Origin of the sequence: Maribacter sp. 1_MG-2023, assembly GCF_030547005.1 — a bacterium.
GTDB lineage: Bacteria > Bacteroidota > Bacteroidia > Flavobacteriales > Flavobacteriaceae > Maribacter.
In genome coordinates this window covers 647297-671654 of record NZ_JAUOPN010000001.1, presented here as the reverse complement: position 1 = coordinate 671654, position 24358 = coordinate 647297, and the positions used below count along the sequence as shown (strand labels likewise).

14 protein-coding genes and 1 pseudogene are annotated in these 24358 nt (G+C 36.2%); 13 read left to right on the top strand and 2 right to left on the bottom strand.

Features of this window, described 5'->3' with window-relative positions:
* On the bottom strand, positions 1-152 hold a 152-nt coding region (locus tag Q4500_RS02920; RefSeq protein WP_303598255.1), incomplete at its 3' end, for a type IX secretion system membrane protein PorP/SprF.
* Between the two features lie 25 nt (positions 153-177).
* Entirely contained in the window at positions 178-13446 is a 13269-nt protein-coding gene (locus tag Q4500_RS02915; RefSeq protein WP_303598243.1) for a gliding motility-associated C-terminal domain-containing protein, read from the bottom strand.
* Positions 13447-14250: 804 nt separating this feature from the next.
* On the opposite strand from Q4500_RS02915, the gene Q4500_RS02910 reads away from it, so the two are divergent.
* From Q4500_RS02910 to Q4500_RS02850, 13 genes and pseudogenes are all read left to right on the top strand, one after another.
* Positions 14251-14412, top strand: coding sequence for a hypothetical protein (locus Q4500_RS02910; RefSeq protein WP_303598242.1), 162 nt, complete (start codon positions 14251-14253; stop codon positions 14410-14412).
* A gap of 112 nt (positions 14413-14524) precedes the next feature.
* Positions 14525-14896, top strand: coding sequence for a hypothetical protein (locus Q4500_RS02905; protein WP_303598241.1), 372 nt, complete (start codon positions 14525-14527; stop codon positions 14894-14896).
* Between the two features lie 74 nt (positions 14897-14970).
* Positions 14971-16215, top strand: a complete 1245-nt coding sequence (locus tag Q4500_RS02900; RefSeq protein ID WP_303598240.1) for a mechanosensitive ion channel family protein — start codon at positions 14971-14973, stop codon at positions 16213-16215.
* 411 nt (positions 16216-16626) lie between these two features.
* Positions 16627-16962, top strand: a complete 336-nt coding sequence (locus Q4500_RS02895; protein WP_303598239.1) for a hypothetical protein — start codon at positions 16627-16629, stop codon at positions 16960-16962.
* Between the two features lie 152 nt (positions 16963-17114).
* Positions 17115-17846 carry a M949_RS01915 family surface polysaccharide biosynthesis protein gene (locus Q4500_RS02890; protein ID WP_303598238.1) on the top strand — a complete coding sequence of 244 codons (732 nt, stop codon included), beginning with the start codon at positions 17115-17117 and terminating at the stop codon, positions 17844-17846.
* 164 nt (positions 17847-18010) lie between these two features.
* On the top strand, positions 18011-18211 hold the full coding sequence (locus Q4500_RS02885; RefSeq protein WP_303598237.1) for a hypothetical protein: 201 nt from the start codon (positions 18011-18013) through the stop codon (positions 18209-18211).
* The gene (locus Q4500_RS02880; protein ID WP_303598236.1) at positions 18211-19068 is read left to right on the top strand and encodes a hypothetical protein; all 858 of its coding nucleotides are present in this window, start codon (positions 18211-18213) and stop codon (positions 19066-19068) included. Before Q4500_RS02885 ends, Q4500_RS02880 begins: the two co-directional genes overlap by 1 nt.
* Before the next feature lie 13 nt (positions 19069-19081).
* The gene (locus Q4500_RS02875; protein ID WP_303598235.1) at positions 19082-19636 is read left to right on the top strand and encodes a DUF6620 family protein; all 555 of its coding nucleotides are present in this window, start codon (positions 19082-19084) and stop codon (positions 19634-19636) included.
* Between the two features lie 131 nt (positions 19637-19767).
* The gene (locus tag Q4500_RS02870) at positions 19768-20598 is read left to right on the top strand and encodes a hypothetical protein (protein WP_303598234.1); all 831 of its coding nucleotides are present in this window, start codon (positions 19768-19770) and stop codon (positions 20596-20598) included.
* 42 nt (positions 20599-20640) lie between these two features.
* Positions 20641-21495 (top strand): hypothetical protein, encoded by an 855-nt coding sequence (locus Q4500_RS02865; protein ID WP_303598233.1) that lies wholly within the window; start codon positions 20641-20643, stop codon positions 21493-21495.
* Between the two features lie 101 nt (positions 21496-21596).
* On the top strand, positions 21597-22670 hold the full coding sequence (locus tag Q4500_RS02860; RefSeq protein WP_303598232.1) for a hypothetical protein: 1074 nt from the start codon (positions 21597-21599) through the stop codon (positions 22668-22670).
* Between the two features lie 274 nt (positions 22671-22944).
* On the top strand, positions 22945-23364 hold the full coding sequence (locus Q4500_RS02855) for a DUF2147 domain-containing protein (RefSeq protein WP_299319885.1): 420 nt from the start codon (positions 22945-22947) through the stop codon (positions 23362-23364).
* Positions 23365-23372: 8 nt separating this feature from the next.
* Positions 23373-24296, top strand: a pseudogene (locus tag Q4500_RS02850) (NAD-dependent epimerase/dehydratase family protein).
* Positions 24297-24358: the final 62 nt, after the last annotated feature.

The window sequence follows — 24358 nt, the reverse complement described above, 5'->3', positions numbered from 1 at the left end:
GCCGCTATGCTCAACACTCCCCGTGAACCTGCATACGCAGGGTTCACCGATATCGTATTGTACATGTACTGCGTGTATTGCGCGTCTTGTTGGGCATGGCCCATAAAGAGTCCCGCAACGGTAATTATAATGGTTAGAAAATATTTGTTCATCGTATCTATTTTAAGGGGAATTTTTTTATCTGTTTATGTATAGGTAACCCGACTTGTTCAGGTTGTCTCCATTGTTATCGTACTTGATGATATAGAAATAGACGCCGACCGGTAACTCCGAATCTTGGCTGATCGTAACCCTGCCGTTAGAAACTCCTTTAAAAGTGTTCGTAACATTGTCATAACCAATCATCTCGTATACTATGATACCCCAACGGTTGTAAATTTGAACCGTGTTATTAGGATAAGACTCGATATTATCGACCAAGAACTCATCATTGATACCATCGCCATCTGGAGTTATAATTTCATTGATAACAGAAATACCTGTCGCGACCAATTCTGGATCACAACCAGCTTCAAGTGTTGGAACTCCATTTAAAGAGTCACATGGATTTAAAGGGTCTGTACCATCCATTATCTCTTGACCGTCTACGATAGTATCTCCATCGGTATCTGCAACATCTGGATCCGTACCGATCGCCAATTCTTGAGAAGTGGTCAAACCATCTTCATCACAATCGGAAATCAAATAATCACCACCTTGTTCCAAGGTTATGCTACCTTCATCATAATCGCAAGGATCTTCCGGGTTGGTATCATCTTCAAGCTCTTGGCCATTGATTACTCCGTCACCATCACAATCGGCAACTAAGTAATCACCTGAGAAATCAAGCGTAATATTTTCTATTACGTAATCACAAGGGTCATTCTTATCTGTACCATCTGCTTCTTCTTGCGTATCAAGAACACCATCACCATCACTATCACCTATTTCTCTAAAGTTTACTTCTGGTGTAGTAGCGTCGTCATCATTATCAGTACCATCGGCACCCGTATCCAAATCATTGTTTACATCGTTACCAGGAGTCCTGTCAAAGCCGTCATCCAATCCATCATTATCAGAATCAACACCTGTAAAAGTACCCTCATCTGTTTCATCAATATCTAGCACACCGTCATCTTCAGAATCAAGGTCCAAATAATCTGGAGTTCCGTCTCCGTCCGTATCTTCTGGAACCAATCCACCTGGATAGTTGATATCCAACCCTACTTCATTAAAAGCATCGGCAGGAACAACATACGCCAAGGTAGGCTGTGCTTCTACGTTATCTGGAATACCGTCATCATCGGCATCGATATCCAAGAAGTTAGCTTCACCTGTACCATCGGTATTTGGTGGAGTCGTTCCTTCTGAACTATCTGCTTGACCATCAGTATTTGCATCAGCAAAACCAGAATCGTCAGCATCTATAACACCGTCATTGTTTGTATCAAGTGCACCGTTACCTGATTCCACTACATCTGTAATACCATCATTATCGGCATCAATATCAAAGTGGTTAGGAATTCCGTCACCATCAAAATCAAACGCTGGTTCTGTTGTTCCATTTACATCGCCAATTAATGGATCGTTAGGATCATCATCGGAATGGTTTGGAACACCATCATTATCATCATCTGCACTTGGATCGATTCCGTTGGTCTCCACTAAATCAGCTATACCATCGTTATCGTCATCCAAATCAATTGTATCAGGAATACCATCTTGATCGAAATCTAAGATATCTCTAAAATCTACCTGAGTTAAATCGGCATCATCCTCGTTATCCGTTGCGATTGCTCCAGTATCCAGATCATTGTTGACATCATTACCAACAGTATCATCATAGGCATCGTTTAGACCATCTCCGTCAGCATCGGCTAAAGGATCAGTTAACGTTCCTTGTCCCGCTTCAAGAGCATCAGAAACACCATCGGCATCTGAGTCGTCATCCAAATAATCAGGAATACCATCCATATCTGTATCTTCCGGCTCAATTCCACCTGGGTAATTGGTATCTAATCCGGTTGCATCAAAAGCATCTGCTGGTACGATATACGCATCAGTAGGTTGTGCTTCTACGTTATCTGGAATACCATCATCATCAGCATCGATATCCAAGAAGTTAGCTTCACCTGTACCATCGGTATTTGGTGGAGTCGTTCCTTCTGAATCATCAGCCTGACCGTTATCATCAGTATCAGCGAAACCAGTATCAAGACCATCAATAACACCATCATTATTTGTATCAAGGTCACCGTTACCAGCTTCCACAACATCTACGATACCATCATTATCAGCATCAATATCAAAGTGGTTAGGAATACCATCACCATCAAAATCGAACGCTGGTTCCGTTGTTCCGTTTACATCACCAACCAATGGATCGTTAGGATCGTCATCAGAATGGTTTGGAACACCATCATTATCATCATCTGCACTTGGGTCGATTCCGTTAGCCTCATCTAAATCTGAGATACTATCGTTATCATCATCAAGGTCAACCGTATCTGGTATACCATCTTGATCAGTATCTAGCATTGACCTAAAGTCTACCTCAACTACATCTGCATCATCTACGTTATCCGTTGCTATTGCTCCTGTATCCAAATCATTGTTTACATCATTACCCGGTGTATCATCAAAGGCATCATTTAATCCGTCATTATCAGCATCTGCCAAAGGATCTACAAGAGTTCCTTGTCCAGCTTCTAATGCATCACTAATACCATCGTTATCAGAATCATCATCCAAATAATCAGGAGTTAAATCTGTATCCGTATCCTCAGGTCTTAATCCGTTCGGGTAGTTTGTATCTACACCATTTAGACTAAAAGTATCGGCAGGAACAACATAACCTGTTGTAGGTTGTGCTTCTACGTTATCTGGAATACCATCGTCATCAGCATCGATATCCAAGAAATCTGCATTTCCGGTTGTATCGGTATTCAGTGGTGTTGTACCTTCTGAACTATCTGCCTGACCATCATTATTGTTGTCTTCAAAACCAGTATCAACACCATCAATAACTCCGTCATTGTTCGTATCTAAAGCATCATTACCCGCTTCATATACATCAAATATTCCGTCATTATCTGCATCGATATCAAAGTGATTAGGAATACCATCACCGTCAAAATCAAACGCTGGTTCCGTTGTTCCGTTTACATCACCTACTAATGGATCGTTAGGATCGTCATCAGAATGATTTGGAACACCATCATTATCATCATCTGCACTTGGATCGATTCCGTTAGCTTCATCTAAATCTGAGATACCATCGTTATCGTCATCAAGGTCTACCGTATCTGGAATACCATCTTGATCGAAATCCAATACCGATCTAAAATCAACTTCTGTCAAATCTGTATCATCTTCGTTATCCGTTGCTATTGCACCAGTATCCAAATCATTATTTACATCATTACCAGGGGTATCATCAAAAGCATCGTTCAATCCGTCACCATCAGCATCTGCTAAAGGATCTGTTAACGTACCTTGACCCGCTTCTAATACATCACTAATTCCGTCGTTTTCAGAATCCAAGTCTAAATAATCTGGAGTTAAATCTGTATCTGTATCCTCTGGTCTTAGACCATTAGGATAATTTGTATCAACACCATCTCTGTTGAATGCATCTGCAGGAACAATATAACCTGTTGTAGGTTGTGCCTCTACGTTATCTGGAATACCATCATCATCTGCATCGATATCCAAGAAATCTGCATTTCCGGTTGTATCGGTATTCAGTGGTGTTGTACCTTCTGAACTATCTGCCTGACCATCATTATTGTTGTCTTCAAAACCAGTATCAACACCATCAATAACTCCGTCATTGTTCGTATCTAAAGCATCATTACCAGCTTCATATACATCAAAGATTCCGTCATTATCTGCATCGATATCAAAATGGTTAGGAATACCGTCACCATCAAAATCGAATGCCGGCTCTACAGTTCCGTTCACATCACCAACTAATGGGTCTGCAGGATCGTCATCTAAATAATTTACGATGCCATCATTATCATCATCTGCACTTGGGTCAACCCCGTTAGACTCATCTAAGTCTGAGATACCATCATTGTCATCATCTAGATCAACAATATCCATAATACCATCTTGGTCACGATCTAATATAGATCTGAAATCCACCTCAGCGGTATCTAAATCATCTTCGTTATCCGTTGCTATTGCACCAGTATCCAAATCATTGTTTACATCATTACCAGGAGTATCATCATAAGCATCATTCAATCCGTCACCGTCGGCATCAGCCAATGGGTCTGTAATTGCACCTTGACCAGCTTCTATGACATCTGGCGTACCATCAGCATCAGAATCTGCATCTATATAATCAGGCGTTAAATCTGTATCTGTATCCTCTGGTCTTAGACCATTAGGATAATTTGTATCAACACCATCTCTGTTGAATGCATCTGCAGGAACAATATAACCTGTTGTAGGTTGTGCCTCTACGTTATCTGGAATACCATCATCATCGGCATCGATATCTAAGAAATCTGCATTCCCTGTAGTATCGGTATTCAGTGGCGTTGTACCTTCTGAACTATCTGCTTGACCATCATTATTATTGTCTTCAAAATTGTCATCAACACCATCAATAACTCCGTCATTGTTGGTATCTAATACATCATTACCAGCTTCATATACATCAAAGATTCCGTCATTATCCGCATCGATATCAAAGTGATTAGGTATACCGTCACCGTCAAAATCGAATGCCGGCTCTACAGTTCCGTTCACATCCCCAACTAGTTGATCAGCAGGATCGTCATCTAAATAATTTACGATACCATCATTATCATCATCTGCACTTGGGTCAACCCCGTTCGACTCATCTAAATCCGAGATACCATCATTGTCATCATCCAAATCAACGATATCCATAATACCATCTTGGTCGCGATCCAATATAGATCTGAAATCTACCTCGTCTGTATCCAAATCATCTTCGTTATCCGTAGTGATTGCACCTGTATCTAAATCATTGTTTACATCTGTACCCGGTGTATCATCAAAGGAATCGTTCAATCCGTCATTATCTGCATCGGCTAAAGGATCAGTCATAGTTCCTTGTCCGGCTTCAATAATATCTGGCGTACCATCATCGTCAGAATCAGGATCCAAGTAATCTGGAATTAAATCATTGTCCGTATCTTCTGGTGTTATACCACCTGCATATTGGGTATCTAAACCTTCAGCGTCAAAAGTATCATCTGGCTCAACATAAGCTGCCGTTGGTTGTGCTTCAACATTATCCGGAATACCATCATCATCTGCATCTATATCAATATAGTTTGCACCACCTGTTGTATCTGTATTTAATGGGGCTGTACCTTCTGTAGCATCAGCTTGACCATTATCATTTGCATCTAAAAATACATCATCAGTACTGTCAATAGCTCCATCATTATTGGTGTCTAAAGCACCTGTACCATTTTCAACTACATCTAGAATACCATCATTATCAGCATCTATATCTAAGTGGTTAGGATTAGCATCACCATCAAAATTATCTATTGGTAAAGCTGTACCTGGACCATCTGTAGTTGCAGGAGTTGTATTATCATCTGTATCCACGATATCTGAAAGTCCGTCACCATCTGCATCAGCAATAGTTCCTGTTCCGATAACACCATCGTTATCTGGATCTGAACCACCTGCTTCTGTTACATCTGGAATACCATCGTTATCAGAGTCTGTATCAATTCTATCATCAAATCCGTCACCATCAGTATCAGGATTCTCTAAAGGCGTACCAGGAGTTGTAGCATCTGCAGGATCTACACTATCGGCAAGTCCGTCATTATCCGTGTCGGTCATGAACGTGTCAATGATACCATCACCGTCACCATCCATACCACCAGCTTCTGTTACATCTGGAATACCATCGTTATCAGAATCTAAATCTATTCTATCCTCGATACCATCACCATCAGAATCCTCATCTGGTAAAGGAGTTGTTGCAATTTCATCTGCTAGACCATCATTATTGGTATCTGTCATAGATGTTGGGTCACCAGCTATTGGGTAGTCTATATGACCGTCACCATCATCATCAGTACCACCAGCTTCTATTGAATCTGGAATACCATCATTATCTGAATCTAAGTCAATACTATCTGGAATACCGTCTCCGTCTGTATCCTTTTCTACACAATATAAGAGTTCATATAATTGCATGGTTACGTTTCCAATATCTACAGTATTATTTTTAGCACAGGTGATTGTTAATTCAGTTATTGGACCATCTATGGTTATTGCTACGCTATTGTTTGGAGCATTTGATCCACTTGCCGAACTAATAGCAGTTTGCCCGCTAATGGTTAAATTAGTTCCTAGATTGATGTCATTAATTGTAACCGGTACATTGATTCCTTCATTCTTCGCTGAAAAATCGGCTCTATCATCGTTATCTAGGCCTCCCCATTTAAATTGTAAATTGTGTACGGGACCGTTAAGAAAAGTTATTGTATATACTGCAACATCTCCATTTGGAAAATCTGTATTGTTAGGTTGTACATTAATATATGCGCCAGAAATAGCACCATTACTTTGATTCCTTACTCCAGAATTCCAAGTTGTTGTACCTAAAAGGTCAAAGCCAAAATTAGTTGTAGCTCCACCATAACTATATACAGTATTGATTGCTCCAGGATCATCTGTACTCGCAAATGTCTGACCTAAATCTATGAATCCAGAAGCACAATTAAGTTCATCAACATCTAAGATTCCGTCATTATCATCATCAATATCAACAGTATCCATAATACCATCGTTATCAGAATCTAATATCGATCTAAAATCAACCTCTGCAGTATCTAAATCATCTACATTATCTGTTGCAATTGCACCAGTGTCTAAATCATTATTTACATCGTTACCTGGAGTATCATCAAAAGCATCGTTCAAGCCATCTGCATCAGCATCAGCTAAAGGATCTATGATTGTTCCTTGACCAGCTTCCTCTACATCACTAACACCATCATTATCAGAATCACTATCTAAATAATCTGGAATTAAATCACCATCTGTACTTACAGGAGTTAAACCAGTCGGGTAGTTGGTATCTAATCCGTTAGCAGCTTCAGCAGCTGCAGGGGCAATATACCCGGCAGTTGTCTGTGCTTCTACGTTATCTGGAATACCATCATCATCAGCATCGATATCTAAGTAGTTTACACCACCTGTACCATCTGTATTTGGTATTGGAAGTGGAGATAAAGCCGTAGCATCATCCCAACCATCTGTTGTAGCGGTATCATCGAAACCATCTACTAGACCATCACCATTAACATCAAGACCACCAGCTTCTGTAGTATCTGTAATACCATCATTATCTGAATCTATATCTAAATGATTTGGAACACTATCTCCATCAAAATTATCGATTGGTAAAGGTGTACCTGGACCATCTCCTAAGGCAGGATCTGTATTGTCATCTGGATCTACAATATCTGAAAGTCCGTCACCATCTGTATCTGTAATTGGACCTGTTCCAATTCTACCATCATTGTCTGGATCTTCACCCCCAGCTTCAATTACATCTGGAATACCATCGTTTTCTGAATCTAAATCTATCCTATCATCCAAGCCATCATTATCTGTATCTGGATTTGGAATTGGTGTACCAGGAGTCGTAGGACCAACTGGATCTACACTATCGGCAAGTCCGTCATTATCCGTATCGGTCATGAAAGTGTCAATAATACCATCACCGTCACCATCCATACCACCAGCTTCTATAGTATCTGTAATTCCGTCATTATCAGAATCTAAATCTAATCGGTCTAGAATTCCGTCATTATCAGAATCTTCATCTGGTAAAGGCGTAGCATCAACACTGTCGGCAACACCGTTACCATCTGCATCAATAAAACTATCTACAGCTCCATCGCCATCAGCATCTTCGCCGCCAGCTTCTAAAGTATCTGTAATACCATCGTTATCTGCATCTAAATCTAAGTAATCTGGATAACCGTCACCATCTGTATCAATTGGATCAATCCCATCTGTATCTGTACCAACAACAGGAATACCTGTTAATGGGTCTATAGCACCCGGGGTATTAAAGCCACTTGTAGTTTGTGCTTCTACCATATCTAAAATACCGTCATTATCACTATCTAAATCGTAAGCATTAAGTATACCGTCACCATCAAAATCTCCACTATGATCAGTAGTACCATCACCATCTGTATCAAAAACATTTGAAGTTGAATTTACTTGTACACAACCATTTTGTGGTGTACAAGGTGCACTACCTTCTGGACCATCTGTAGTATCATTATCCACTACATCTGCAAGTCCGTCATTATCTATATCCGTAATATTATCAAGAACACCATCACCGTCTGCATCTATATTACCAGAACCACTCTCAACAATATCAGTAATACCGTCATTGTCAGAATCTAGGTCTAATTGATTTGGAACACCATCGCCATCTGTATCAAAATTGATACATATACCATTTGCATTTAATCCGCCGCAAGTTGGAAAATCTGTGTCATAGTAGTTTGGAGTACCATCGCCATCTAAATCATCATCTGGATCAGGTAAGCCCATTGTTGCACAATCCCATCCGTTAACACCATCAAAAGTAGCGGCACAGAAATCTGGATCTTCATAATCTAAAGTTCCGTCACCATCAGCATCGCCATTATAAACCTCAATAACATCAGGTATACCATCATTATCATCATCTAAATCTAATGGAGCTCCTGAAGCTACAGAAACGGGAATCAAAATAGCCTCGCACTGACAATTGGTACTAGAAGGTAAAAACTCTACTATAAAGTTCGTACCTGAACAAGCGGCACCAACAGTAGTAAATATAATTTCATCTGTAATTGTAGACGAATTAGGGATAGCATCAGCTATTGTACCTGTTGAGATAGCAACACCATCAATATCTCCATTTACATCTGCACAGTATACACTATAAGCATAACCGGCATCTGCATCTACAAGCGCAGTATTTTCAATATCTAACGATAAATGATATTCGTAATTATTACTGGTATCAACAGAAAAGAAGCTATCATTTGCCGTACCAACCAAAATTGGTTTTTCTAAAGGCATTATTTCATATGAGAAACCTGTTGCTACTTGAAAATCTGCACAATTAGTTGTTGAACAAGTAATACCACCTACAGTTACATAATTTACTATCTGCACTTCTGCCGTATCATCACATATACCTTCATCGGTAGTTATAAAATCAAAGTCAAAAGCTATAGAATTTCCATCAACGACACCCGCCGGATATTCCAATATAAATTCTTGATGATCACCTACTGTAGCAATACTAACAAACGTTGCTCCATCTGCACTGGTGAAAGAACCGGCAACATATTCTATACCTGAACGTAAGGTTATCCTTCCGAAATCAGATATTCCTGTTGTGCCACCACTTATAGTAGTATTTACAGATATATTGTCTGTAACTCCACAACCTTGTATTGGCGCTCCAAAACCTGGAAGGTTTATTACACTAAAAGTTGTGTAAGGAGCGACTGCACCTAAAGCTTGTATAGAATTAGAAACTATTCTAGAACCGTTACCAGCAGCAATATCACCACATGGTTCTTCTCCATAAACTTTAAAGGTAAATTCAGAATTTGATATAAAATCGCACTCTAATTGAATTTCAAGATCAACATCTGCAGTTCTTTCATCTATAGAGTTGACTGCAGGGTTACCCGCTATACCATTCAACGCTAGTATATTGGTATGCTCTAATAAATTTACTTTAGCAATACCATTCTCTATAGTAACAGTTACCGGTTGAGTATCAAGTGGATCAGTAGAACCTTTAGGATAAGTAACATTAGTACTTACAATAGAAATACCACCATCACCACCAGGAATAGCAAACTGTAATGACGGAAAAACTAAATCTGCCAATTGCGCACTAATTACATCTACATTAATATGAAACGGCGTACACAAATCTTGTGGTGTATTTGGTTGATTTGTAATAGCTACCTGAACTTGTGAACCTTTAGGCTCTAAAGTTATAGAGGTAGAATTTTGATAACACGTTGCCCCTACCGATTGATAATCTGTTATATCTACATTGGTATCTGGATAGCCAGGATAACCTGAACAATCCCAACCATGCTCTACAAGTACTGTTAAATCCGTACAATCTTCAAAGTCTGCTTTAAATCGTAAAGATTTTGTAGCACCCGATGCAACAGTACCAGCTTCAATCCAAGTTTTATCTCCTGATTGGTAATAGTTAACTGGTGTTTCAACACCTGCAGCAACAGAAAATGCGCCTGTAATATTAATACCTACTGGTGAAGTAACCTGTAACCAATTATAGTCTACATCTTCTGGGCTAGTATTACTTATGTTAGTATCAAAATCTACCGTATACGCATCCCCGTTAACCGTTGGTGCCGGTGATTGTACAATAAAAGTTGGTTGAGTATAAGTAAAAGTATTAGTACCCGAAATGCTTGCCGCTTCTGGAGCATCGGTATACGCGAAATTTTCAAAATTTATCGTGTATTGATATTGAACTGAAGCAGGAGATTCACATGTACCCATAAACTCCACGAAAAATCTAGGTTGAATCAAAGAAGTCTGATCCAGATTAACAAAACCTGGTCCTGGGGTAATTATTATTTGTCCATTACTTTCGGTAGCTATGAACTCGCCTGTTGCTGTTGAATAAGTACTACTTTCAAACTGTACAGAAGTTATATTCCCTGTAAATCTTGCTCCTTCCGGAATATCAACTACGGTATTTGTCCAGATAGTTGTTGGTCTATATTCATCTGGGTGCATATCATCTGGTCCCATATTATGTGTCCAGTATAGCACACCGTTAGATGGGGTACAACCATTAGTTGATCTAGATTGATTACTATGGTTTATACGTGGTCTAGAATAAAATGCCCTATCTCCCCAAGTATCACAACCCACTCTATTTGCGGCTGTATTTGCAGGATGATCTGTGAATCCAAAGAACTCTCCCCTTAAATTAGTTAGTTCATAATAATCAATATCATCAAAATCTTTGCTGAACTCAAAGGTTAATACCAACTCAACTATATCTTGTTCACTTGCATCTCCTTCATAATTATATGCTCCTCCTATTAAAGTTCTATCATCTGAAAGATCAAAACTCAACATATGTTCCGTAGTACCATTAGTTGTTAAAACAGGAGCATTGGTAATAGTACCAGATTGTGATGAAGTTGGTGTATCGTTTATGGTTATCTGAGCATCTATAAGGGTAATAATGTCTGCCCCACCAGCAGCCAAACTTTGTGTATTATAGGTTAAATCAAAATATAAATTGTCTAAGGAAATATTATTAATAGAGGCTGTAGTAGTAATCTGCATTTGATCACCTGCCATATATTTGTTAAGACCGCCTGTGTTGTCATCTAAAACTACTTTTGTAGACATGGTTTCATCCGTCCATCCGGCTGTAATTCTTTTAGCATCAAAACCTTCAATTGCAGGACCAACACATGGACCTGGGCAATGGGTATATATATTAATTACGCCACAATGAATATCTTGATCCCAACATGTTCCACTAGAGCCGGTTGCTTTAAAATTTGTTGTGTAAGGTATTGCTTGTATACCGTTAGGACCACACGAAAAAGTTAATGGGAATTCTACCCAATCCTTAAATTCAACACTAACGTTATTGATGGTAGTAGTTGTATAGGTAATAGTATTACCTGTTTGTGTAAATTCTGAAGAAGCAGAAGGTTGCAATGACATACCCGTTGGCACTTCTATGGTAATACTCCATTCCGTATTACCATTATCTGCAAATATAGCATCTCCGTCGATCGTTGGTGTTCCCGTTCCATTAGCCTGCATTGATGGAGCAATTGCTATTGTAAAATCTTCATTATTTACAATATCTGTTGGCGCATCAATTTCTGTTACACTTCTATAATCCCTAATGATATTGAAGTAATTTAAGTCTATTCGTTCTGGAATTCGATCACTTTTACATTGGTCTTTAAAAAACACATCAAAATAGGTATGCTCCCATTCCAGATAATCAAACCTGCCGGTACCACAATTATCCTTAGGTGTCAATTCAAAATCAAAAGAAAGTTCTGTTGATTCACCAGGAGGTAAATCATCATAATACCCGTCATTATCTAAATCGTCAAAGCCACCGGCCCCATCAGGATCCGATGTGAAAAAGTTTGGAGGTATTACGTTCGTTGTAGTAGTTGCGTAAGAATCACTCGTGACATTATTAGGTGTGAAAGTAGGGTTTGTTCCAAATCTAAAATTTGAAAATTGTCGAGTTTCAAAGCGCTCATAGCCCCATAAAGGATTAGAATCCGCTGTTGAAACCGGACTTCCATTTGCACCTCTACCCAAATTAATACCAACATCCAAAGCCATTGAACCAGCAGTGGCATTTGTATTTTCGATTCTCACGGTATATGTAACCGCTTCGCATAAGTCAGGATTTGTAGACCCAACTTTGGTTACTTCAATATCCGGTACATTTGCACCAAAATTCAATGACCCGGTCTGTGGAGCTGCAGCCTGGCAAGTTTCGCCAGCATTACAACCCCAATAGGTATTATGGACTATAGCAGTATCTACACAATCATCTACTCTAAACTCTTCTTGAAATACAATAACCTCACCATTATCAAAGCAATTATCATTATTGCCGACAACTCCTGCAAAAGGAGCTGCGTTTAAATCAATTTCATAAGTCAATACTTGACCAACCGTTGAAACAGGAGTTAAAGGTGTTCCTCCATATGACAATTCATATATATCATCTACATCTTCACCTACATCTACATTATATGTAAATGTTTCTGTACAACCATTACCACCTTGCGCAATTGTAATATCTCTAGTATACGTTTCGCCAACATTTGCATTGACAGTAGCTATAGCTGAAATATTTAAAGAAGCAGCTAATAATGGATATGACGAAACAGTAATATCTGAATCTGAATCTGAATTTGCACCACCTTGATCTATAAAGTTAATGGTGTGGGCATCTTTAAATAAACCGCCCGAGTTTAAAAATTGAACAGCGTCGCAACTTGCGCTTCTATTGAACCTAAATACCACTTCATCACTAACCTGCCAAAAAGCATCTCCAGGCCGTAAAATTGTAAAAACAGGATCAGTGGGTGTGCCACCAACTGTAAGAACATAATCACCAGAACCTGATTGCGAAGTAATACTCGCCGAATTGGCAACGTACTCCACACCATCTGGTAAATCAAAAGTAATACTGAAATCTCTACAAGTTGGATTCTTACCGCTAACTGTCACCTCTTCAAAAGAAGCGCCATCTCCACAAGTTGGCAAATTATCTGGGGAGAGAAGTACGGTATATCGATTACTATCTATCTGCGCCTGTATATCATTAGAATATAACAGCATTAATAGCATGGACAAAAAGAAAATTTTAATGGAAAACTTCATACTCGGGGTTAGTGTTTACATTTTAAAGACTACCACCTAAGTAGGTATTAGACTACAAAACATTTGTTATAGAGACAAATGTAATTACGAATTTAGCCGTACTATATTTTTTGTTGTGAAATGAACTTTGTTGTATGAGAATCGACGAATTTTGTTGGTGAGATTATAGATTTTTATTGCTTTTTATCGATGAAGTCAACTACACCAGTCTTTTCGAGAGCACACTTTAAATAGGAAGACTCCTCTAAAAAGTGATTTTTAAGCAAAACCCAATATTTACGGGTATTACAAGCCTAAATATTCAAATTCTAATTTTACCTAAATCTTTGTTAACAAGTGTAAAAATCAGGCGCACCTTAAATTGGTTAACCAAAAAATTCCTACAAAACAAATCTTAAGAATATCTTAAAATTAAGATCAATTATAAATTCTCTTCTTACAGGTTAATAAATTATTAATACCTGTTCTATTTCCATATATGATTATTCGCTTTTAATGCTCTGTATTCGTTTTATATCAAGATGCATTTTATGAAAAAAAATGAATATTCACTATTTCCGTTCTTGCTAAATATTGTAGACCTTTATATATCGCAATTGAAATATAATAGATATGACATCAACAGAGGATAAACTAAAGGAACGTGTAAAAGAACTTACCTGTCTTTATGAGGTTACTTCTATTATAGTCAACTCTGATTATGATTAATTAGATGCCTCTCTTGAAGCTATCGTTTATTGTCTTAAAAGAGCGTGGCAGTTTGAAAATGTTACTGAAGTTTTTTTAAAAACAGGCGAATACCAAGTGCAGACAGATGATTTTATTCCTGATATGGTCACTTTAGTTTCTAAAATTAAAGTCTTTAATAAGATAGAAGGTGAAGTATTGGTCGGTTATCCTTCCGGTACTTATACCAAGCAAGATTTTTTAATTGAAGAACAGACCTTATTGAATAAATTTGTATGAGAAATACAAACTAAAAAGGAAAGTAGTACGATTGATAAACTCTTGATATTTAAAAAAATGTCCAATTCTGTTCCTTCCAACAAGGGTAGATTTTAATTACCTAAAAGAAATTGTGTTAAGTACTAATTTCAATACCAAAATTAAAGCGTCTGAAATAAAGTACCTGGTAGATATTGCCAAATTAAGTAATGCCAGCATACAAGTACTAAGTCTAACAGCTTCCCATAAATTAACCTTTAATCAAAAAAGAAATAAAGTTTTTATTCGCAATCAGCTTAAAGATGTAGCGCATAAGTTTAATTCGCTACGAAATGTAAATATGGCTATTGCCCTAAGCTGTTACGTAGAGATTAGGGAATCTAACATGATTAGTTATATAGATAAAAAACCTTCATTTTGGGAGCGACTTGGTTTTGGTAAACTATCGCTGAGCAAAATGGGTTACTATGCCCACCTACCAGTATTGGCACTAAACGCCAAATAAGCCATTTAAGTTTATATTCGTCGTTTCTAGCTGTTGTATATCGTACCTTTGTACCGCAAAAATGATCAAGGACTATGAACGACGATTTTCACAGATTATTATATAACTACCTTGTAGAAAGCGGCCTAAATGAAACCGCGGCATCGTATTTGAACCTTGCCATTTTATTAGTTATCGCCCTAGTAGTTGCTTATTTTTTAGATCTTATAATTTGGAAAATACTGCGGTCAGTATCGCTTAAACTAGCTCGAAAATCTAAAACTAATTTTGATAATTTTCTAGTAGCTAATAGAGTGCCAAGGTATGTTGCCCATATTATACCCTTAAGCATATTAGTAGAACTTGTGCCCTTTGGTTTTATTGGTTTTGATTATGCCGCACAAATGGTCTTAAAATTTTTAAATGTACTATTTGTAATTCTTGCCCTTTACCTAGTAAAAAATATATTTCGAAGTATAAATGATTTTTTAAAGACCAAATCAAGGTTTAGAGATAAACCTATGGATAGTTACATACAGGTATTCATGATTTTTGCATGGGTCGTAGGTATTTTTACCATATTCGCAATAATAACAGAAATACAGGTTTGGAAGTTTTTTACTGCTCTAGGAGCCGGATCTGCAGTGATATTGTTAATTTTTAAAGATTCTATTCTTGGTCTTGTGGCAAGTATACAAGTGAGCATCAATGATATGGTTCGTATTGGTGATTGGATCAGTTTTGACAAATTCGGTGCCGATGGTAATGTGGTCGAAATAACTCTTGCAACTGTAAAAGTCCAAAATTTTGATAATACGATTACCACAATACCAACCTATGCGTTGATATCAGATTCTTTTAAAAATTGGCGCGGAATGCAAGAATCTGGCGGAAGGCGTATAAAACGTGCCCTGATCATTAGTCAAAAGAGCATTCGATTTCTGTCGGATGCCGATATTGAAGAGTTTCAAAAGATTCAATTAATTCAGCCATATTTAAATACACGAGCAGAACAGATCAACACCTATAACACAGCAAATAACATTGACAAAGAGCTAGCTATAAACGGTAGAAATTTGACGAATATTGGCGTGTTCAGAAAATATGTAAACGACTATCTACAAAGTCATTCTGCTGTAAATAAAGGTATGACTTTAATGGTGCGTCAATTAGCACCAACACCTCAAGGTATTCCGTTAGAAGTATATGCCTTTAGCTCAGATAAACGTTGGGAGAACTACGAGTATGTAATGGCAGATATCTTTGATCATCTACTAGCTGCCCTACCCTATTTTCAATTGCAGGTTTATGAAATACCTGTACCTATTGCGACTTCATAACTAGTTGCCATTTGTTTTCTTCGATTGATTTTTAATCTACTAGCTATGTTGGCTTTAGATGAAAATTGTATCTTTCTTGGGTATATATGCTACTGTGCATGATTTTGTGCTGGGTGTTATTAAAGGACTCTAATGCTAAAAGAAACATTTATAGAACTTCTAAAAAATTATACAGACGATAAAAGTTTGATAAATGTACTATGGACAGAAATAGAGAAAAACTACTCTGGCAAAAAAAAACATTATCATACATTACAACATCTTGACAATTTATAATCTCAGCTAACTATTGTAAAGGGAGAGATAAAGAACTGGGAAACCACCTTATTTACACTCTATTACCACGACATAATTTACAATTCTACAAAGTCGGACAACGAAGAAAAAAGTGCTGAACTCGCCGAAAAACGTATGAAGGAAGTTTCTGTTTCTAGCAACCTTATTGAACAATGCAAAGAGCAAATTTTAGCTACCAAATCGCACCATAAATCAATCGACAGCGACACTAACTATTTTACAGATGCCGACCTTTCCGTATTAGGTCAAAGTTGGGAAACATACACTCTATACTACAAAAATGTTAAAAAGGAATATGCTATCTATCCCGCATTCATTTATAATCCTGGGCGTAAAAAAGTTCTCAATCATTTTTTGTCGATGGACAGAATTTTTAAAACCGACTTTTTTTACAATAAGTTTGAAACACAAGCTAAACAGAACTTACAACGAGAACTTAAATCACTTTAAAAGAATAAACAGATAAAATGGATACAATTTTTAAGTTTATCATTACCCAAAAGGATGAAAAAAGTAAAATATTTAAATTAATTTTTCCATTTAACATCCAAGTCAATTGAGCTACTCAACCAACAAAATACAATCTCCTTTTAACAGAAAAAATGAAAACCTTTACAGCCCTCTTATTCCTAATAGTAACCAGCTTCTCCTTTGCACAAAATAAAGAAAACAAAGAAAAATTTAGAACATTAGAACCAGATATTTGGTTGGGCATTTGGGATAAGGAGAACTCAAGCCAAAAAATAAAAATTGATAGCCTTAATTATAATGAAATTCCAAAATCATTAGATTTTAAAGGCACCGTTGTGGAAGCGTTAAAATGGAAAGATGCCAATGGTCAAAATATTCTAATACAAACGGTAACGGGCAATTTCACTTGGATGGACTATGAAAAGGATAGTACAGATTACATGCTTCAAGACAAAGCTGAATTATATGCTTATTTATTTGTGAAAAGCAAAACTCAACAAGAGTACAAGAGGCAATGGCGGGTATATGATTATATAGAATGTTTTGGGGTAGATTGGTTTATAGGCTTTGCACCAAAAGCAACCACCATTACAGATTTGGACCATGACGGCATTACTGAAATAGCTATGCCTTACGTATCTATGTGCCGTGGAGGAATGGATCCTGGTATCATGAAAATAATCATGTTCGAAGAAAATACAAAATATGCCTTTAGAGGCGAAACCATGCTTATGTGCGGTAATGAAAATGCCTATGGCGGCGAACTTGAAACCAGTTCAAATTTAGAACAAAAGCCAAGTTTTAATGCTTTTCTAAAACAACATTGGGATAGAAATAAATGTGAAGAAGGAAAATACTACTAGAGTTAAAGTATTATAATAACCAACTACAATACCAGTATAAATATCGGCAACACTCTTCTATTGCTCAACTTATAGCAATCAAAAGTATCGAATACAAACTAAACTACCACGTTTGTCAACTCGGTACAATCTTGGACATTACAATACGATATATTTATACAAATATGTCAAATCCTTTTAAAAAGATTGTAAAAAATGCTAACGAAACCCAAAAAGATTGGGGAACGAATGCTACTTCAGAAACCAGTTCTCGTAAATGCGAAAATTGTGGCGCTGCAAGACCTAAAGACACCAATTTAACTACTTGCGATTATTGTGACTTTAAGTTCATGGATTTAGACAACGAGATTAAAACCGATATATAATGTTTGGATTTTCTAAGAAAGATAGTAAAGAAGAAAGAAAAAACCAGCCAGAATACCTTGCCTTGGTTGAGAAGTGGGATGCATTTCTAGCAAAAATGGAAACACGTTTCAACGAGTCTTTAGTACATGCAGAAGAAGCTGTAATAGACAATTTAGAAGCAAATAACTATGACATGTCTGCAAATATGACTGCTTGGAGCGGAATTAAATCTCAGCTAGAAGGTTTAGGCGATAAAATAGAGAAAACGTTCGATGATAAAGTACAACCCCAAATTTTAGATTATGTTGAACGATGGGATATTATTGATCAAGACCAAAAAGGCTCAGAATTATCATATTCTTTTAGCAGACGAATAGAACGTTTTGAAATTGAACTAGAAGGTAAAATTGCGCAAGAATTTTACAACCATGCTATTCAATTATTAAATGAAGATTTTCATTGCTCGCAATGCAGTGGTAAGCTAGAAGTGAAGAAAGATATTTTTAGATCACATTATGTAAGCTGTGGCTATTGTAATACAGTAAACACTTTTGTACCAAGTGATAAGATTACAGAGATACGTTGGGTTGTCGATAATATAGCGAAACACAAAGTGTTGCAAGAGTGGGATGAAAAAAATACAGCCAAAGCGCATTGTCAAAGCTTTCGCGGTTTAAATAAAGGGGATGATAAAGCCCCATTGGCAAAAGCCTATGATAACTGGGAAATTAAAGAAAATGCATTCTGGACAAATTATTTTACAGAAAGAGCCACCTTTTTGCCAGAATACCAAGAAACGATTGAACACGATGTAAGCGTAAAAATGAACCTCTTTTTCTATGATAATAAAAAAAGGAGCGATTTAAATAACAATTAAAACTAACCAAATAATGGAAATTAACGGAGTAACTTTTAGAGACTATGCCTGTGCATCAGCAAATATGGCAGCAGGTATGCCTACAGAAAAAATTTGTGAAATTCTAGGTATAGAATTGCCAGTTTGGGAAGACACTAAAAACCAATGGAATGGTAAAATGGCAGAATTAAGCCATGACGATATGAAGTTTTTTGGTGAAGTCTTTATGAATCCGAAACAAGGTAAGTTTGCCAATGCTGAAGGCGGTGCCGAAGGTCCGGAAGTAGCACTTGCAAAATATCCAAAATGGAGCGACCACATTAAAATGGAAAGACATTTTGCTATTGCTCAAGATGTAGGTATCGATATTGATTTTCAAGAAGAGTACGGTATTTCTATTACAGAGTTTTCTCAACTAGGTATGCATTGGGGAGGGCGAATTCAAAAAGTCATGCAAGAAGATCTTAATTCTGGTAAAATTCAGAAACTTATGAAAAAACAAGGAAGATTAACTGAAAAGTGGGAGGCACACTTTAATGAAATGTACCAAGGTCAGAGCGCAAACTTAAGTGATGACATTGATTTTTAAGAAAATACATACTAACCATTTACTATAAGTAAGAATAAGGCTGAATAATTTTATTCAGCTTTATTTGTTATTGGTACATACCATTTTCAACACTATCAAGTTACAAACGCAAATTCAATTATTACATATACATGAATTACGTACTAGTTATATACTTCTTAAGTCTACAAATTATGGCTGGGCAACAGCTACAGGAAAAGGCTACCAATAACAACAAAACTTTAGAAGGTTTTTATGACTTATCTGAAATGGAAATGCCTACTAAACTATACCTGTTAGACAATAATCTATTTCATTACTACGCCATTTTTGGTAGCGTAGATTTAGAAGTTTATGGTACTTATAGCATTAATGGGAATGAACTAAAATTAATGCCCAGCAAAGAATTAGTGCAACCTTATGTTATATATGCAAGGCACAATGACCAATTAAAAGACACCATTTCATTTAATTACATTAGCCCAGAGCATCACAGAGAAAAAGTGTTTTTTAAGGTTGATGAAGAATGGGTTACAAACCCTCAAAGTACAGGTAGTTTTGACGAAATTTTACTTAAGTACAACATAGCAACCGTAAAAAATATAAAAGTAAATCTTACTGCCAGTCAAATACGTGAAACTCCTACTTATAATACAGTAGAACTATACTCAGGACCAGTCACAAAAGGGTATAATGAATTTTTAATGGATAATAATCGTTTTTATTATATGAGACAGCGTTTAGCTAAAGAACCATTAGTAGTCGAAGGAGATAAAATAATTAGTGAAGGAAAAGAAAGAATACGAGAACCTTTACATGAATCCGATAAAAAAGCAATAACCAGATACATTAGTACAGGTGGTTTTTTTAGGGATACGACAATTAATCGTGATAAAGAATTTTACAAAATCGATCTTATAAAAGAAAATGCTAAACCACTGCTACATATATTGAAAAATGGTAAAATAAAGGAAGAAAATTAAAAATCACTTTTTCAAAAAAGCCATTCTTAAGACCAAATAGTAATGAAATTATCCAAACTACTTTTTTTCTCGATATACTTTATCGTTCAAATATCAGTGTTTACTCAAGAGTCACCTACTCTTGAGCCTAAAATAGAAGCAGAATATAATTTTGAAGAGAAAAAAGAATTATGGTCTACATGTGAAGCATTATTCATAGATATTACCGTTTGGAACAATTATGATGAAGACGAAAGAAATAAATTGACAAGCAAATGTGAAGCCTTAGGTTACAGTGAAGCATGTGAAGACATGTGGAGTATTGTTTGCGGTGATAATTGGACGGATGAAGGTTATAACATTCACAAGCTAGATAAACAAATTCCATTCTGTAGTGTTTCTTCTGCCCTAAGTCCACAAGAAAATAACAACTACAATCATACCAGTATAAGCGACTTAAGTTATGCTACTGCTTGGGTAGAAGGTGTAAAAGGAGATGGCATTGGTGAATCTGTTGAATTTAACTTCCCTGCGCAGCATCCACGTATTACAACTATTAAGATTGCAAATGGATATATCAAAGACAAGACTACTTGGAAAAATAACTCTCGTGTAAGGCAATTAAAAGTATGTGTAAACAATACAGAGTTTGCCATTTTAAATCTTAAAGATGTGTATGCAGAGCAGGTTTTTGAAATACCAACAATAGGTTTTGAAATAACATACCGCGGCTCTAATGACGATGGAACAAGTTCGTATAAATACAAAGATGAGAATGGTAACACATTCAAATCTTATAATAAAGAAATAGAATCAGGAGATACAATAAGGTTTGAAATCATAAGTGTTTACAAAGGTGATAAATACGATGATACCGCTATAACAGAAATATATTTTTCGGGATTAGATGTGTATTAATATATGAGATTAATTAGTAGCTTATGAATAAGGAATTAGAGAACATACTAGGTAAGTTAGATAACTAAGATGCTAATCAGCAAGAACTAGGTTTTGAGGCTTTGGCAATTATAAAAGAAATATTAAAACAAAACCCTTTTGATATTGATATGCTAACGCTGCGTATGCGTTTAAATACTGATATTTTTGAAAACACATCTCAAATTTTAGAAGACGCAACTTTTATAATAGAAAACGACCAATTTAAACAAGATAAAATGGTTGGTTATGATTGGCTTTTCTGGGTATATAATGATTCACTTTCAATGCCAGATAAAGCTGCCGAAGTTATTGAGGAGCAATTGGTAGAAATCCAAACTCTTTATAAGAAACCTTATATAAAGGATGAAAAAGAAAGTGAGTTACTAGATAAATTAGCCCTTTTAAAGCATAATAATAATAATAATAATAATAAGCAAACAGTTGTTGCCTTAGACCTATGGTATAAAGCTTATAAAAAATATCCATTTTTTTATAACAATGGCTTTGTGGGCTTAAAACATTTAGAAAAAGAAAATTATAAGATTGCAGAAGAAATTCTACTAACACATTACACTTGGTCTTTTGATAGCGAAGATGGTTATCGATTGCAATACGGCATCAAACTAAAAGAAATGTATGATGCTAAAAAGCTAGATAAAAACCCACAATTACTAGGGCTGCTATTTAATATTATTAGAAATGAAAAAAATCATTTTAAAATAACGGATAAACTAGATTTTTACGAAAAGTATTACCCTGAAGTAGAAAAGTGGTTAGAAATTTATCCAAACAATGCTTTATTAGTAACGGCTATTGCCAATACACATTACTTTGATACAAAAAATTATGTAAAGGCATATGAAGCTTTTAGACTTCTTTTTAATTGCGAAAACCATACTGCTTATACCGATTTAGATAGAGTTAAAAAAGCGGCAAAAGAAAATCTATATGCTGACTTTAATTTTTCTAAGGAAGAGCTTGCAGAAATCAGAGCACAAGTAGCCGAAAAGAAAGAAGTTGATGTTATTAAAACCACGCAGCTCACCAATAAAGAGAAAACCCAAGTGTTTTGTGAGGTTAGAAAAACAATTTACATAGCTAACAAAGCGTATTTTAAAGAGAAGCGTAAGAAAAAACAAGTGGTTAGTGCTTAGTTGTTGGTTGTTGGTTGTTGGTTGTTGGTTGTTGGTTGTTGGTTAAGAAATTAAAAAAAATGAACGTACTCTTTACTTAGTATAATCAACTGAAATCGTGTTGCATAAATCTTATAAACTCTTGAAATTCTAGTTGAATTTTTAATGCAATACATATTCAAGCTCTATGAGTATTTGTAGAAATAGTATCTTTATTTTTTACTCCCTTTTATTCAGCAGTTCGATAACAAAAGTGGGTAATAAATCGATTAACAATATAAAATAGCGTACAAACATGAAAAATTTATTCTTCATATTACTAATGACAGTAAGCTTTATTAGCTACGGACAAACAATTACAGGTCAATGGGAAACCTTCGATGAGGAAACAAACGAGAAAAAAGCACTCATTGAAATCTATAAAACCAACGACACGTATTTCGCCAAAATAGTTAATAGCTATAAAAGTGATGCAGACAAAGTTTGCGATAATTGTAAAGGCTCTAAAAAAGGACAAAAGATAAGAGGTCTAGTTATCATCGAAGATATTAAGAAAGATGGTGATGAATATAACGACGGTACAATTCTAGATCCAGAAAATGGTAAAGAATATAAGTGTTATTTAGAGCTGGAAGAACCTAACAAATTGAAAGTGAGAGGTTATTTAGGTTTTTCGCTTTTAGGAAGAACCCAGTACTGGATCAGAAAGCAATAAATAGTTAGATGCAAACTATACTTGGTGCTAACGGTCAAATCGCAATTGAACTAGCGAAAGAATTAAAAAAAAATTATACTTCTAACATAAGGCTCGTTAGTCGAAATCCGAAGAAAGTAAACGATACCGACACGCTTTTTTCTGCCAATTTATTAGACAAGTAAAAAACCGAAGAAGCTGTAAAAGGAAGTGAAATTGCCTACCTAACTGTTGGTCTACCGATGAACTCTAAAATGTGGGTAGACCAATTCCCTATAATGATGCGTAATGTTATCGATGCTTGCAAAAAGCACCATACGAAATTGGTGTTCTTTGACAACACCTATATGTATGCGCAAAATGAAACTCCATTAACCGAAGAGAGCGAATTTGCACCTGTGGGACAAAAAGGAAAAGTAAGGGCTGAAATTACTACCATGCTTTTAGATGAAATGGCTGCAAATAATTTAGAAGCAGTCATTTGCAGAGCCCCAGAATTTTATGGTCCTGGAAAAACGCAGAGTATCACCAACGCCATCATTTTTGATAATATAAAGCAAGGCAAAAAATTAAAAGTATTTATTAGTGATGCGACTTTAAGAACATTAATATGGACACCAGATGCCAGCAAGGCAATGGCTCTAATAGGCAACACGCCAAATGCCTTTAATCAAACCTGGCACCTACCCTGCGATGATAACCGATTAACCTATGAGCAGCTTATAGCGTTGAGCTCTAAGATTTACGGCAAACAATTTTCATATACCGTTGTACCTAAAATTACTTTTAAAATAGGTGGTGTTTTCAAAACACAAATGAAAGAATTACAAGAATTGCTACCAAGGTATAAGAGCGATAACATTTTCGTTTCTACCAAGTTTAAAAATAGATTCCCAGATTTTTCGGTTACCACGTATCAAGAAGGTATTGAGCGAATTAAGAATGGGCAATAGCATTTTAAACTGAAAGCCAACAAAATAATATGAGGTAAGTAATTAGTCAGAAGCAAATTATA

What these genes read in the sequence shown, in the direction of transcription:
- Q4500_RS02855 (WP_299319885.1), top strand. Translation starts at nt 22,945, where the DNA reads ATGAAAAATTTATTCTTCATATTACTAATGACAGTAAGCTTTATTAGC.
- Q4500_RS02895 (WP_303598239.1), top strand. Translation starts at nt 16,627, where the DNA reads ATGAAGGAAGTTTCTGTTTCTAGCAACCTTATTGAACAATGCAAAGAG.
- Q4500_RS02885 (WP_303598237.1), top strand. Translation starts at nt 18,011, where the DNA reads ATGTCAAATCCTTTTAAAAAGATTGTAAAAAATGCTAACGAAACCCAA.
- Q4500_RS02870 (WP_303598234.1), top strand. Translation starts at nt 19,768, where the DNA reads ATGAATTACGTACTAGTTATATACTTCTTAAGTCTACAAATTATGGCT.
- Q4500_RS02900 (WP_303598240.1), top strand. Translation starts at nt 14,971, where the DNA reads ATGAACGACGATTTTCACAGATTATTATATAACTACCTTGTAGAAAGC.
- Q4500_RS02880 (WP_303598236.1), top strand. Translation starts at nt 18,211, where the DNA reads ATGTTTGGATTTTCTAAGAAAGATAGTAAAGAAGAAAGAAAAAACCAG.
- Q4500_RS02890 (WP_303598238.1), top strand. Translation starts at nt 17,115, where the DNA reads ATGAAAACCTTTACAGCCCTCTTATTCCTAATAGTAACCAGCTTCTCC.
- Q4500_RS02875 (WP_303598235.1), top strand. Translation starts at nt 19,082, where the DNA reads ATGGAAATTAACGGAGTAACTTTTAGAGACTATGCCTGTGCATCAGCA.
- Q4500_RS02865 (WP_303598233.1), top strand. Translation starts at nt 20,641, where the DNA reads ATGAAATTATCCAAACTACTTTTTTTCTCGATATACTTTATCGTTCAA.
- Q4500_RS02915 (WP_303598243.1), bottom strand. Translation starts at nt 13,446, where the DNA reads ATGAAGTTTTCCATTAAAATTTTCTTTTTGTCCATGCTATTAATGCTG.